The sequence below is a fragment of the Collinsella aerofaciens genome, from assembly GCF_039752985.1.
Taxonomy (GTDB): domain Bacteria; phylum Actinomycetota; class Coriobacteriia; order Coriobacteriales; family Coriobacteriaceae; genus Collinsella; species Collinsella aerofaciens_BT.
Genome location: NZ_JBDMHA010000053.1, coordinates 1 through 14,752 on the forward strand (window position 1 = coordinate 1; position 14,752 = coordinate 14,752).

Here is a 14,752-nt window from a genome sequence, read left to right on the forward strand (position 1 = left end):
CGACCTCGGCGCGGGGCAGGATGACCGAAACCATGGTGAGGATCATAAACGCCATGACGATCTGCATGGTGTAGGAGATAAACGCCATCATGTTGCCGACCTGCATCACGCCGTCGGACACGCCCTGCGCGCCAAACCAGACGATAAGCACGGTGATGCAGTTCATGACGAGCATCATGAGCGGCATCATAAAGCTCATGGCTCGGTTGGTGTAGAGCTGCGTGGTCATCAGGTCGAGCGAAGCCTTGTCAAAACGCTCGAGCTCATGCTCCTCGCGGTTGAACGAGCGGATGGGCATAAGGCCGTCGAGCAGCTCGCGGGCGGTAAGGTTCACGCGGTCCACAAAGCTCTGCATCTTTTTGAACTTGGGCATGGTGAGGCCCATAAGCACGCCGACGACGGCCGAGACCGCGATGATGGCCACGGCGATGGTCCACTCCAGGCCGGTGTGGTTGGCCAGGACACGCATGACGGCGACGATGCCCATGACGGGGGCCATCAGACACATGCGGATAAACAGGGTTGCGGCCATCTGAATCTGCTGAATGTCGTTGGTGCAGCGGGTGATGAGCGAGGCCTGGCTAAACTTGCCCACCTCGGCCGGCGAGAAGTGCATAACCTTGTTGAAGGTCTCGCGGCGCAGGTCGCGGGCGATGGAGCAGGCGGTGCGCGAAGCCACGGCACCGGTCAGGATGGTGGCGACCAGCGAGATTAGGCACAGACCAAACATCGTGGTCGCCATGCGGCCCAGGTAGGCGTTCTGCACGTCGGCGGGGTCGATGCCCTGTGCCTTGTACTCGTCCTGCACATAGCTCACGGCGCGCTGGGTGACGATGGAGCCCGACATGGAGCCCATTTTGTCCGCCATTTGGTTGGCGCCCTCAACGAGCTTGCCCTGGTCGATTAGGCCGCCTTCAACGCCTAGACGCAGGCTCTTCATGGTGATCTTGCCACCGTCGGCATCAATCTGCTTTTGCATGTTCTGCACCGCAGCGGCCTTCTGCTGCATCTCGGCGAGTTGCTCGGGCGTCATCGCCGCCATCTGCTCGGGCGTGGGCATGGCCTGGGCGCCGCTGTTGTCTTTCTCACCGGACGTGCCCATCATGTCGCCCATGGAGTTGGCATCGATGCCCTGGTTGAGCGAAAGGACGACAGTCTCAGGCAGGCTCATAATGCCGGCAATCTTGCCTCCATCGGCACGCTCTTCCTCGGTACCCTTGTACGTTCGAATGCCGTTTTTGTCAGCCTTGCTAAACACGGCCTCCACAGCCTTGGCGTCCTTGGCGCTCATAAAGAGTTCGAGGTCGTCGAGCGATTCGGCGCGAATGGTGTCGGGCACGGGCGAGGCGATGCCGCCTTGCTGCACGCCCACGTCGACGATGTCGCTCATATAGGTAGGCAGCGCCAGATCGGCGTTGCAGCTGATTACGATAAGTACGATAGCTGCGAGCAGTGCCAGGACATGCTTTTTAAAGAGCTTGAGAATCCTCACTCGGCATCTCTCCTTTCTTGATTGTGGTCGATAATTTCGTTGGCACGCCTTAGAAGACGCACCATCTCTTGGGTATCTGTTTCGCCGAGCTGTTCGAGGAAAGCCGCGGTGCGGTCCTCGAATTCCCGACGTTTGATTTCGAGATCCTGGAATCCCTTGTCGGTCACTATGACGTGTACGCGACGACGGTCAGTCTTTGAGTGCTCGCGCTCGACCCAGCCCTTGGCTTCGAGGGCGCGTAGGATATTGGCGATGCGGGCGCTCGAGACCCAGGCGCGATCAGCGAGTTCGCTCGGCGTGAGCGAACCGCCGGCGAGTATGAGGGCGCGCATAACGGCCATCTCGCCGCCGAGGGCTTTGTCCGCAAAGCGCGAAATGCGCTGATGCATGCTGCCGAACTCGGTAAGGAGCTGACGCCCAAGTTCACGGAAATCGGTATCTTCCACCGAAAACCCCTAACACTAGAAACTATTTTCGGTGAAAGATGATACCCCCATACGCGGGCCTCATACAGTGGGCAATATTAAGAGCTCATTAAGACTTAAAATAATTCAATTGCTGAAGCGTTTTAAAGAACTATTATGCCCGCGGTTAGGCGAGGGGTTGTCACCACCATGACGACTGGGACTCATATAATCGCCACGTGCGATGCTCCAACTTCCCGCAAGGAGACACCTTACATAAAGGGGGATGGAGTCATGGCATTTGACTTCACGGGCAAGACCGCGATTGTCACGGGCGGCACTCAGGGCATTGGCCTCGAGATCGCCAAGGGCATCGTCGCGGGCGGCGGACATGTCGCGCTCATCGCAAGGAACGCTGCTAAGGGCGAGGCCGCGGTGGCCGAGCTTGGCGAGGGCAACAAGTTCTATCAGCTCGATGTCGCCGATGCACCCAAGGCGCGCGAGACTGTCGAGCAGATTTTTACGGACCTGCCGCAAACCAACATCCTGATCAACTGCGCTGGCGTCATCAGCACCAAGAAGTTCGATGAGATCGATGACACCGAGTGGCGTCGCACCATCGACATCAACCTCAACGGCACCTTTACCATGATGAACGCCGTGTACCCGCACTTTAAGGCGGCCCATGCCGGCACTATCGTCAACGTGAGTTCCGTTGCTGGCAAGATCGGCGGTGGCCTGCTCGGCACCGCGGCCTACGCGAGCTCCAAGGCCGGTGTTAACGGTCTAACCAAGGCAGTCGCCAAGGAAGGCGGCAAGTTTGGCGTTCGCTGCAACGCCGTGTGCCCGTCGCTCACCCTTACTGATATGACCTCGATTCTCTCTGACGAGAACTCTCAGCGCATCATCAACGGTATTCCTCTGGGCCGCGCCGCCCAGGCCAGCGAGCCTGCGCAGATGGTGCTGTTCTTCGCTTCCGATCTCGCCAGCTTCGTGAACGGCGAGATCGGTGACTGCGACGGCGGCATCGTCCTGGACGGGTAATACCCCGCGACGATTATTCGGCGACGGCTCCTGCGACTCGGGACCGTCGCCTTCTTTCTGACATAGGCGCGTGCGGCTACGATTCGCATGCATCCAAAGGAGATATATATGAGTGAATCGACTGCGGTGGAGGCGCCGGCGGCAAAGGAGCCGTTCTTTAAGATGTCCTCCATCCCGGGTGCCAATATTTTGGTGCCGCTTTTGCTGGGCTGCCTGCTCAACACGCTATTCCCTGACCTGTTCAAAACGCTCGGCAGCTTTACGCTTGGCATGACCCAGCAGGGCGCTGGCCCGCTCGTGGGCGCTTTTTTGCTCATCGTCGGTACGACGATTTCGTTTAAGAGCGCTCCTGCCGCCGCTGCCCGCGGCGCCATCATCATCGCCGTCAAGCAGATCGTGGTCGTTGCCATGTCGCTGCTCATCCTTTATGTGTTCAACGACAACTTGTTTGGCATCTCTGCCATGGTGATGCTGGCGGCTTGCACCGGCGCCAACAACGCTATGTACGCTGGGCTGATGGGTACCATGGGCAACGAGGCTGAGCGTGGCGCTGTCGCCATCACCACGCTGGTTGTCGGCCCTCCGGTCACGATGATCGTGCTCGGCGCTGCCGGCCAGGCCCCGATCGGCTGGTCGCTCGTGGGCGCCATTCTGCCGATCGTCGTCGGCATTATTCTGGGTAACCTGTTCCCCAGCTTTAAGAAGATGATGGCACCGGCACTTTCCGCCATCATCGTGCTCGTCTTCTTTGCCATGGGCTCGACCATGACCTTTGGCCAGCTCATTAATGGCGGTCTCCCCGGTATTCTGCTCGGCGTGATCTGCTCGGTGGTCTTTGCAATTCCCGTTATCGCGGTCGATAAGCTCACGGGCGGTACGGGTGTCGCAGGTGCGGCCATTTCGAGCTGCGCCGGAGCCAATGTGGCCACGCCTGCTGCCATGGCAAGCGTCAACGAGGCCATGTACGGCGGCGCGGTGCTCGCGACGGCCACGGCACAGGTTGCTGCCTGCGCAATCGTTACGGCTATTTTGACCCCGCTGGTCACCAGCTGGTGCTACAAGCATTTTGAGGGCCAGCAGAGCAACGGCAAGGCAACGACCGACAAGGCCTCCGCAGCCGCCTAATGCCAAACGGTAATCAAAGCTAAAAACTAGCTACGCCACAGGGCGGCCACGGGGGATCCCGTGGCCGCCCTGCAGTTTCTGTAGGGTCTTTGGGACACTTTACCCTGATAAAGCTGGCATAACAGCTAGAGTGAACGTCGTACAAAGGCAAGGAAAAAACCAAACAAATCGGTGAACGGTAGTTGTTCACGCTCGCATTTCCTGCGGATTTGTTAAAAATGCCCTAATGGTATAAAAAAAGAAACATATAACAGCCCTGATGAAGGGGGTGGCTATGTTATCCTTCTCAAACGGGTGAAATCTTGGGTTTTGGGTTGCAGTTCCAAGGTGGACAAACGTTTTTCCCTGTACCAACGTGTGGTGAAGAACGGAAGAAGCCGGTAGTGCAAGCCGATAATTCAAGAATTCAATAAGTAGCGGTGTGAGAGAGCGCCGCATTACACGTAACTAGGAGCGTGGTTACACAATGCAGGAGGCATGGGAAGGCTTCAAGGAAGGTATCTGGACGGGAGAGGTTGACGTCCGAGACTTCATCCAGAAGAACTACACCCCCTACGAGGGCGATGAGTCGTTCCTCGTAGGTCCGACCGAGCGTACCAAGGAGCTGTGGGGCGAGGTTCTCGACCTGCTGCTTAAGGAGCGCGAGCAGGGTGGTGTCCTCGATATGGACACCAAGACCGTTACGGGTATCGTGAGCCACCCCGCTGGCTACATCGATAACGCCCACCGCGAGAAGGAGACCATCGTCGGTCTCCAGACTGACAAGCCGCTCAAGCGCGCGCTGCACGTCAACGGTGGTATCCGCATCGCTTGCCAGGCTGCCAGCCAGCACGGCTACAAGGTCGACGAGAACGTTGTTGAGCGCTACACCTTTGAGCGCAAGACCCACAACGCCGGCGTCTTCGATGTTTACACCCCCGAGATGCGTGCTTGCCGCTCGGCTCACATCATCACCGGTCTGCCCGATGGCTATGGCCGCGGCCGCATCATCGGCGACTACCGTCGTGTTGCCCTGTACGGCGTCGACTACCTGATCAAGGACAAGGAGGCCCAGAAGGCTTCCACTCCGACGGTCATGACCGCCGACAACATCCGCGACCGTGAGGAGCTGCAGGAGCAGATCCGCGCCCTCGGCGAGCTCAAGATGATGGCCGAGACCTATGGTTTCGACATTTCCAACCCTGCTACCAACACGCAGGAGGCCATCCAGTGGATGTACTTCGCCTACCTTGCTGCCGTCAAGGAGCAGAACGGCGCCGCTATGTCCATCGGCCGTACCTCTACGTTCATCGACATCTATGCTGAGCGCGACCTTGCCAACGGTACCTTCACCGAGGAGCAGATCCAGGAGTTCGTGGATCACTTCATCATGAAGCTCCGCATGGTCAAGTTTGCCCGTACCCCCGAGTACCAGGCCCTGTTCACCGGCGACCCGCAGTGGGTCACCGAGTCCATCGGCGGCATGGGTGTCGACGGCCGTACGCTCGTTACCAAGATGAGCTACCGCTACCTGCACACGCTCGAGAACATGGGCACCAGCCCCGAGCCCAACATGACCGTTCTGTGGTCGACCCGTCTGCCCGAGAACTTCAAGAAGTTCTGCGCCAAGACTTCTGTCGCCAGCTCCTCGATCCAGTACGAGAACGACGACCTCATGCGCGTTTACCACGGCGACGACTACGGCATCGCCTGCTGCGTGTCCTCCATGCGCATCGGCAAGGAGATGCAGTTCTTCGGCGCCCGCGCCAACCTGGCCAAGTGCCTGCTGTATGCACTCAACGGCGGTGTTGACGAGGTCTCCAAGAAGCAGGTCGGCCCCAAGTATCGCGCCGTCGAGGGCGATACGCTCGATTACGACGACGTTGTGGCCAAGTACAACGACATGATGAAGTGGCTCGCTGGCGTGTACGTCAACTCGCTGAACATCATTCACTACATGCACGACAAGTACTGCTACGAGCGCATCCAGATGGCTCTGCACGACAAGCACGTGCACCGCTGGTTCGCTACGGGCATCGCTGGCCTTTCCGTCGTGGCTGACTCCCTGTCCGCCATCAAGTACGCCAAGGTCCACCCCGTCCGTGACGAGAACGGCATCATCGTCGACTTCGAGACCGAGGGCGAGTTCCCCAAGTACGGTAACGACGACGACCGCGTCGACCAGATCGCTCACGACGTTGTGCACCAGTTCATGGAGTACATCCGCATGAACGACACCTACCGCAACTCCGTGCCCACGACCTCGGTTCTGACCATTACCTCCAACGTCGTGTACGGTAAGAAGACCGGCTCCACGCCCGACGGCCGCAAGGCTGGCCAGCCGTTCGCCCCGGGTGCTAACCCCATGCACAAGCGCGATAGCCACGGCGCCATCGCTTCGCTGTCTTCGGTTTCCAAGCTCCCGTTCCGCGATGCTCAGGACGGCATCTCCAACACCTTCTCCATCATCCCGAGTGCGCTCGGCAAGGAGGACCAGGTGTTCTTTGGCGATATCGACCTTGATCAGCTGGGCGAGTAACTATTGTTAGTGCTATACTAACAATAACGATTACTGATTAGCGCGCCGGTTTCGGCCGGCGCCTATTAATCGAAGGAGACACATTATGAAGGTTTCTGAAGTTTCCGAGGCTCAGGCCGATAACCTGGTCCACATGCTCGACGCTTACGCCGAGAAGGGTGGCCACCACCTGAACGTCAACGTCTTCAACCGTGAGACGCTGCTCGACGCTCAGGCTCACCCCGAGAAGTACCCGCAGCTGACCATCCGCGTTTCCGGCTATGCCGTGAACTTCCACACGCTCACCAAGGAGCAGCAGGACGAGGTCATTGCGCGTACCTTCCACGACAAGTTCTAAAGGGATTTAACTCCCGCAGGATCGCCGGGCCGCTTTGGGTTACTTTCCAAAACGTCCTCGGACATGCAAAGGGCTCCGCTGCGCGCTTCGCGCGGCGGAGCCCTTTGCGTCCTGCGGAAATGTTTTGGAAAGTAACCCAAAGCGGCCCGGCGGGGGTCCTGTGTAGTCACCCTTTAGGCGGAACTCTCCTAATTATTTGGATGAGTCGTTTACTTACTTGTGCTGTTACCGTCTTCCCGCTGTTGTTGGGGTATGCTTTGTTCGTATGTAAACGTTTGACATGTTGATGGGGGAGGGTGCTATGGCTCACGAGGGCGCTCGTTCTAAGGATTCTGCTAAGCCTGGCATCAAGGAAGTTGCAGCGGTGGCGGGGGTTTCGCCTACTACGGTATCTCGCGTGCTTAATAATCGCGGCTATATTAGCCAAGAGACCCGCGATAAGGTCCATGCCGCGATGAAGCGCATCAACTATACGCCCAACGATATCGCCCGTGCCATGCTCAACGGTCGCCTGAATCTTATCGGTATGATCGTCCCCTATGTCAGCAGTCCGTTTCATGCCCAAGTGGTTCAAGTCATTGAGCATACCCTGGCCGAAAACGGTTTTAAGATGCTGCTGTGCAATAGCGCCAATCGACCCGAGCTTGAGCGCTCTTATATCGACATGCTTCGACGCAATATGGTTGATGGCGTCATCGTCAACTCGCTTAATATCGGTGCCGAGGCGTATGCCGAGATGGGTTTGAGTCTGGTTGGTATCGACTGCGACCTTGGCGAGGCCTCTGTTCAGATTGCGAGCGACAGCTATAGTATCGGCGAACTTGCCACGCGTCGCCTGATCGATGACGGGTGTTCGCGCATCCTGTGCCTGCGCAGCAATAGCCGCATGCGCATGCCTGCCAATAAGCGTACCGATGCCTACCTCGATGTTGTTGAGCAGGCCGGTTTGCCCGCGCTTGTCCGTGAGGTCGAGTTCGTTAAGCCCGACGACGAAAAGAGCGCGGTCGTTGCGAAGATCCTCGATGAGAACCCCGATATTGACGGCATCTTTGCGGGAGACGACACGATGGCGGCTATCTGTCTTAACGTGATGAAGCAGCGCGGCTTGAGCGCTCCGGGCGATATTAAGGTCGTGGGCGCGGATGGTGCCCGCCGCACTATGACGTTTATGCCTGACTTAACAACCGTTCGCCAAGATATCGATCGCATCGGAGAGCTCGCGGCGCAATCCATCATTGCTCTTATTAACGGCGAAAAGCCCGAATCGAATATCAAGCTCCCCGTTGAACTCATTGAGGGTAAAACCGCGTAGTTCATCCCGTGCCAAAAGAATTCCTCAAACACCTCTGATGACCGTTCGCCGGCATATGTCAACCGTTTGCCGACGACTGGAACTGCGAAAAGACGTATTGGTGTGAAAACGTTTGACATATGAAAACGATTGACATATCTTGCAGTTGTACCGAGTTAGTATCTCGTGAGAAAGGAAGTCTCGGATGCACAAGGTGTATTACCAGCCTGAGGGAATTTGGGTAGGCGACATCATGCCGTACGGCGAGGACGGCACGTTCTATCTCTATCATCAGCGTGACACGCGAAACCCCGGACCTTTCGGAGAGCCGTTTGGCTGGGCACTCGCGACAACCAAGGACTTCGTCAATTACAAAGACTTTGGCGAGAGCCTTGAGCGTGGCGGCGACGAGGAAGTCGACCAGTATGTTTATGCCGGCACGGTGTTTAAGGTGGGCGACAAGTACCATGCGCTCTACACTGGTTGCAATCGCGATAAGGTCAAGGCACGCTTGATGAAGCAGGTTCTTCTTCACGCAACGAGTGACGACGCCGTCAAGTGGGAGAAGAACATCGCCGAGACGCTGCTTCCGCCCCAGGAGGGTTACGATGACCGCAACTGGCGCGATCCCTTTGTGCTTTGGGATGAGGAGAACGAAGAGTACATGCTCATCCTCGGCACGCGTGTGGGCGAGGACAAGCGTCTGATGACCGGTCGTCTGGTCAAGTTCACCTCCAAGGACCTGGATACCTGGGAGTTCCAGGGCGACTGGTGGAATCCGGGCCTGTACACCATGTTCGAAATGCCTGATCTCTTTAAGATGGGCGACTGGTGGTATCTGGTGTTCTCCGAGTACAGTGATGGCAACAAGACCCGTTACCGCATGTCTCGCTCTATCAACGGTCCTTGGATCACTCCTGCGGACGATTCCTTCGATGGCCGCGCGTACTATGCCGCGCGTACCGCATTTGATGGCGAGCGCCGCGTTCTCTTTGGTTGGGTTCCTACGCGTGACGAGGGCGGCGACCCCAGCTCTTACCTGTGGGGTGGCACCTTTATGCCTCTCGAGATCGTTCAGCGTGCCGACGGAACGCTCGGCACCAAGCTCCCTGACAGCATGCTTGGCGCCTTTGGCGAGGCTAAGGCAGTCGAGGCCTTTGAGCTTTCCTGCGAGTCGGGCAAGGTCGAGCAGGTGCTCGCCGCGGATGCCGGTTCCACCTATATGCTCGATGCCGACATCGAGCTCGCCGGTGACGCTGCCGGCTTCTCGGTGAAGCTTGCCGAGGACGCCGAGTCCGGTCTTGCCTATGAGTTCCGCGCCAACCTGCGTGAGGGCAAGCTCGAGTTTACGGCGGCCCCCCAGTATCCGTGGTTCCAGGTCAACAACATGGGCCTCGAGCGTCCGTTGTTCTTTAAGGGCGAGGGCACTCATCATGTGCGCCTGGTCGTTGACGACGATATCGCGACCATCTTTGTCGATGATGTTGCGCTTAACGCGCGCTTCTGCAATAAGCAGGGCCAGGGTGTGGCACTGACGGTCACCGACGGTACGCTCAAGTGCGCAAATGCAACGATCGCGTCTCTATAATGGCATCAAAACGTTTTATGATTTCGTAAGGGAATGGAGAGGAACATGGACTACAAAGTAGTGTCTCAGCAAGTCGTCGATAACGTCGGCGGTCTGGAGAACATCGAGGGCGCCACGCATTGCGTTACGCGTCTGCGTCTGGTGCTCAAGGATACGAGCAAGTACAACAAGGCCGAGCTCGAGAACATCGATGGCGTCAAGGGCGTGCTGTACAACAGCGGCCAGCTCATGATCATCTTCGGTACCGGTACCGTCAACAAGGTCTACGATGAGTTTATGGCTCTGACGGGCGTTAAGGAGATCAGCGCTTCCGAGGTCAAGGGCGCCGAGGCGGACAAGAAGGGCAAGTTCTTCTCGGTCCTCAAGGTATTCTCGGATATCTTTATCCCCATCATTCCCGCTTTCGTCGGCGCTGCTATCATCATCGGCCTTAAGTCGCTGATCGTTGCCAACGGCCTCTTTGGCATGGAGGGCAGCCTTGCCGACCACAGCGAGTTCCTCAAGAACCTCGCAAGCTTCTTTGCCATTATCGCCACCACGTTTGACTACCTGCCTGTCCTGGTTATGTACAGCGCGGTGAAGCGTTTTGGCGGTAACCCGATTCTGGGCATCCTCGTCGGTATCGTCATGGTTCACCCGAGCCTTATGAACCGTAACGCGTTCGTTATGGATCCGTCGGGTGCTGAGTACTGGAACTTTGGTCCGCTCTCCATCCCCATGGTTGCTTTCCAGGGCGGCGTGTTCCCTGCAATCCTGACTGCCTGGTTTATGGCCAAGGTCGAAAAGATTGCCCAGAAGTACATCCCCGAGGTCGTCTCGTTTGTCTTTGTCCCGACCGTTACCCTGATTCTTGCTAACGTTGCCCTGTTCACCGTGTTCGGCCCGCTCGGCAACCTGATCGGCGACGTCCTCGCTGGCGTAATCGATGTCCTGTACAACAGGATGGGCGTCTTTGGCGCCTTTGTCTTTGCCGCGTTCCTGCAGCCGCTCGTCGTTACCGGTACGCATCAGTTCATCCAGGGTATTGAGGCCAACCTCGTTGCCACGACTGGCTTCAACTACATCCAGGCAATCTGGTCGGTTTCCATCATCGCCCAGGGCGGTGGCGCCATCGGCATGTACCTCATTCACAAGAAGCATTCCAAAGAGCGCAACATCTGCATGTCGTCCTTTATCCCGACGCTGGTCGGTATCTCCGAGCCCGCAATCTTTGCTGCAAACATGCGCTACTCGATCATCCCGTTCATCTGCGCTTGCATCGGTGCAGGCTGCGGCGGTGCCTTCGTGAAGCTCTTTGAGGTGCGCGCCATCGGTCAGGGTCTGACCGGCGTGCTTGGCCTGCTCATCGTCACGCCCGAGACGCTCGTGTGGTATGTGGCTGGCAATCTCATCGCCTTTATCGTGCCGATCGTCTTGATCTTTGCCTACAACAAGGCAAAGGGCGTGCCGACCACTGATGAAGAGGGCGCTGGTGCTGGCTTCGATGTCAGCTTCTAGTTGAGCCGTTCAGCGTAATCTGAGGATAAGTCCATTTGGGGAAGGGCGTTCGACTCGTGTGAGTCGAGCGTCCTTCCCCATAGACGAGAAAGTCAACGGCGATGTTTAATCAAAAAAATAAGGTGACACGCGCGGACTATGAGCAGTGGCGTGCCGGACAGGATGAGACGGCGGGTCGCATCGCGTCTGACCCCGATAGGCTCCTGTTCCATGTGGAGCCTGAGCTTGGCTGGCTCAACGACCCCAACGGTTTGGTGCAGATCGGTGATACGTATCACATCTATCACCAATACGATCCATTCGATGCTGCGCATGGCGGTCCAGTGATTTGGAATCATCTGACAACAAAGGATTTTGTGACGTACGAGAATCGCGGCCCTGTGCTGTTCCCCGATTCCGATTTGGATTCGAGCGGAGCGTATTCTGGTTCTGCCTTTGTACACGACGGCAAGATTCACTACTTCTATACCGGCAACGTCAAGCATTTTGACCGCGATGATTACGACTACGTGTTGACGGGCCGTGAGCAAAACCAGATTCATGTGGTTGCCGAGAACCCCGACGAATTGGGCGAGAAGCGCATAGCTGTTGGGCCGGTCGATTACCCCGACGATATCGGTACGCACGTGCGTGATCCCAAAATCCTTGAACACGATGGTATCTACTACATGGTTCTGGGCGCTCGTACGAAAGACGACCGCGGCTGCGTGCTTGTCTATACCTCGAGCGATCTAGAGGACTGGAGCTATGCGACGCGCATTGAGTTGGGCGAGAAGTTTGGCTTTATGTGGGAGTGCCCCGATCTGTTTGAGCTCGATGGTGAGCTTATTCTCGTTTGCTGTCCGCAGGGTGTGTCCGCCGATGGATGGCGTTACCGCAATCCGCACCAGTGCGTGTGGTTTCCCATCGAGGCCGATTGGGAGGCGCCGAGTTTTAAGATCGCCGGGCAGGGCATGCCCCCGATGGTCGATGCCGGCTTTGATTTCTACGCACCGCAGTCTTTTGAGGATGCTGCGGGTCGGCGTTTGATGATCGGGTGGTCGGGTTGCCCCGATGCGACGGCAAAAAGCCCGACGGTGGCACGCGGGTGGCAGTGCGCGTTGACGGTGCCGAGAGAACTGAGCATGCGCGATGGTAAGCTCTGTCAGCAGCCGGTGCACGAGATTGAGAGGATGCGCGGCGACTGCGTTTGCGCGACAGGCGGTGAAACCGTTGAGGAGCCGGGCCGCCTGTTTGATCTTGTGGTTTCCTGTGAGGGCGCCCAGGTGATCGAGCTCGAAATCCGCAAGGGTGTCTTTGTGCGCTATGCAGACGGGATGCTTACCCTCGACATGGGTGACGAAGGCTATGGGCGCGACCAGAGGTCGATCGAGCTCAGCGAGCTTCGCGACCTGCGCGTGCTTTCGGACACTACGATGGTCGAGATTTTTGCAAATGGCGGCGAGGCGGCACTTACGAGCCGTACCTATTCGCCGGCGGTTCCGGCGATGGGGTTGCATGCCGAGGGTGCGGCGTCGATGGATTTCTACCGCCTCGCGCATTAACCGTGTGTGGAGCGCGATTGGACTTGCTGGGCGGAATGTGTCGCAGTTGCTGCAGCGAACTACCGTTCATCGCGTATAGCTACCGTTTGCGGAATAAGTAACACTCCTTAATAAACCGTGTAGAATCTCAGATAAGCACGGAGTTTTCCAGGGAGACGCTGTCCTTTGTTGTGTGCAAGGGGCGGCGTCTCTTTGGCGCTTGGACGCCGTTGTGCAACAGTGCGGCGGTGCGTGCCATGTATTGAAAAGCCAATGTCGAGATGGGTCGTGATATTAATGGGCAAGTACGTAATCGTGGTCGAGTCTGGGTCGGATGTGACGCCGGAGCTCTGCGAGCGCTACGGCATCGTGCGCGTGCCCATGCATGTCACGATTGGTGACGAGACCGTCGAGGACGGCTCGATCGATCCGCTCGAGATTTATTCGCGCTGCAATGAGTTTGGCGTGATGCCCAAGACCAGTGGCTGCGCGCCTGCGGATTTTGCTCACGTGTACGACCGCATTCACGCTGAGCAGCCCGACGCGACTATTTTGCATCTTGCATATTCCGAGGCCACGACCTGTTCGCATCAGTCCTCAAAGATTGCGGCCCAGGGGCGCGACTACGTGTTCTCCATGGACACGCGCTTTGTCTCGGTAGGCCAGTCGCTTGTTGTCGTCGAGACCGCCAAATACATCGAGGCTCACCCCGATGCCACCGTCGACGAGATCTTCGCCTTCGCGAACTCCGTCATGGACCGCGTGCTGTTGGGCTTTGTTCCTACGGACCTTGCCTTCCTTAAGGCGGGCGGTCGCTTGTCCAACGTCGCGTTCCTGGGCGCCCATCTGCTCAAGATTAAGCCCTGCATTGAGGTAACGGGCGGCAAGTTCGTGGCAACCAAGAAGTTCCGCGGCTCTATGCTCAAGTGCGCCCGCGCCTTTATTGATCACATGGTTGCCAAGGGCGAGATTGACTACTCGCACATTGGCCTGGCGTATTCGGTAGGTCTTTCCGAGGAGCTGCGCGACGACATGGAAGTCTATGCACACGATCTTGGCTTTAAGGACATTACCTGGACTCAGGTCGGCGACGTCATCTCGAGCCATTGCGGCCCGACCGCCTTCGGCGCGGTGCTCACGCTTAAGGCGTAAGGCCTGGAGTCTATCGATTTCTATTGCCTCGGCGGTGGGCGGGTTGCGATAACCCTCCCGCCGCTTTTGCGTGGAGTCAAATAGGACGACCTAATTGACCTCTAAACCGTTTCGCCATCATATGTATGGGCTAGAATGGCTCTGGCATTTATGTAACTAAAACCAATGAGAGGCAAGGTAGCGGGAATGGCTGAGATGACGCTCGAGGGTGTGGACGCTCGTCCCGAGGACTCCGCGTTTGCCCTGGGCCGCGTACATTCGATCGAGACGATGGGTACGGTTGACGGTCCCGGCATCCGCTTCGTAGTGTTTGTCCAAGGCTGTCCCATGCGCTGCGCGTATTGCCACAATCCCGATACCTGGTCGGTTAACGGCGGCACCATGGTGACCGTCGAGCATCTGATGGACGAGTTCCAGAGCAACCATGAGTTTTACCGCAGCGGTGGCATTACCGTTTCGGGCGGCGAGCCGCTTCTGCAGCCCGAGTTTTTGGCCGACCTGTTCCGTGCAATGCACAACAACCCCGATGGTCGTGTGCATACCTGCCTGGATAGCTGTGGCTACGCCTTCGACCCTCAGCATCCCGAGAAGTTCGATGCCGTGCTCAACGAGACCGACATGGTACTGCTCGATATTAAGCATGCCGACCCGGTCGAGCATAAAAAGCTGACCGGTTGTGATCCCGCACGCATCCTGGCGTTTGGCGATGAGCTTGCACGTCGCAATATCAAGGTCGTTATCCGCCACGTGGTTGTGCCGGGCATTACCGACACGGCGGAGG

At 57.6% G+C, this 14,752-nt stretch carries 12 protein-coding genes; 10 read left to right on the plus strand and 2 right to left on the minus strand.

The window, feature by feature from the left end; all coding sequences use genetic code 11:
- The coding region (locus ABHR76_RS07580) for an ABC transporter permease (protein ID WP_346977209.1) at positions 1–1,492 on the minus strand (1,492 nt) is incomplete at its 3' end.
- Positions 1,489–1,938 (minus strand): MarR family winged helix-turn-helix transcriptional regulator, encoded by a 450-nt coding sequence (locus ABHR76_RS07585; protein WP_346977210.1) that lies wholly within the window; start codon positions 1,936–1,938, stop codon positions 1,489–1,491. The genes ABHR76_RS07580 and ABHR76_RS07585, both read right to left, overlap by 4 nt.
- Before the next feature lie 252 nt (positions 1,939–2,190).
- Between ABHR76_RS07585 and ABHR76_RS07590 the strand changes: the two genes are divergently transcribed.
- From ABHR76_RS07590 to ABHR76_RS07635, 10 genes are all read left to right on the plus strand, one after another.
- On the plus strand, positions 2,191–2,940 hold the full coding sequence (locus tag ABHR76_RS07590; protein ID WP_006234857.1) for an SDR family NAD(P)-dependent oxidoreductase: 750 nt from the start codon (positions 2,191–2,193) through the stop codon (positions 2,938–2,940).
- Positions 2,941–3,048: 108 nt separating this feature from the next.
- On the plus strand, positions 3,049–4,065 hold the full coding sequence (locus ABHR76_RS07595) for a 2-keto-3-deoxygluconate permease (protein WP_346977211.1): 1,017 nt from the start codon (positions 3,049–3,051) through the stop codon (positions 4,063–4,065).
- Positions 4,066–4,531: 466 nt separating this feature from the next.
- Positions 4,532–6,583, plus strand: coding sequence for a formate C-acetyltransferase (pflB, locus tag ABHR76_RS07600; protein ID WP_035137643.1), 2,052 nt, complete (start codon positions 4,532–4,534; stop codon positions 6,581–6,583).
- 85 nt (positions 6,584–6,668) lie between these two features.
- Entirely contained in the window at positions 6,669–6,920 is a 252-nt protein-coding gene (gene grcA3 / locus ABHR76_RS07605; protein WP_346977212.1) for an autonomous glycyl radical cofactor GrcA3, read from the plus strand.
- A gap of 301 nt (positions 6,921–7,221) precedes the next feature.
- Complete coding sequence (locus ABHR76_RS07610; protein ID WP_229107861.1) at positions 7,222–8,232, plus strand: LacI family DNA-binding transcriptional regulator; 1,011 nt, start codon at positions 7,222–7,224, stop codon at positions 8,230–8,232.
- A gap of 184 nt (positions 8,233–8,416) precedes the next feature.
- Positions 8,417–9,799 carry a family 43 glycosylhydrolase gene (locus ABHR76_RS07615; protein ID WP_117743236.1) on the plus strand — a complete coding sequence of 461 codons (1,383 nt, stop codon included), beginning with the start codon at positions 8,417–8,419 and terminating at the stop codon, positions 9,797–9,799.
- 45 nt (positions 9,800–9,844) lie between these two features.
- Positions 9,845–11,296, plus strand: coding sequence for a PTS transporter subunit EIIC (locus ABHR76_RS07620; protein ID WP_138374604.1), 1,452 nt, complete (start codon positions 9,845–9,847; stop codon positions 11,294–11,296).
- A gap of 101 nt (positions 11,297–11,397) precedes the next feature.
- Positions 11,398–12,840, plus strand: coding sequence for a glycoside hydrolase family 32 protein (locus ABHR76_RS07625; RefSeq protein WP_138113267.1), 1,443 nt, complete (start codon positions 11,398–11,400; stop codon positions 12,838–12,840).
- Positions 12,841–13,116: 276 nt separating this feature from the next.
- Positions 13,117–13,971, plus strand: a complete 855-nt coding sequence (locus tag ABHR76_RS07630; RefSeq protein ID WP_346977213.1) for a DegV family protein — start codon at positions 13,117–13,119, stop codon at positions 13,969–13,971.
- Between the two features lie 186 nt (positions 13,972–14,157).
- Positions 14,158–14,752: radical SAM protein (locus ABHR76_RS07635; protein WP_346977214.1), on the plus strand; the 595-nt coding region annotated here is incomplete at its 3' end.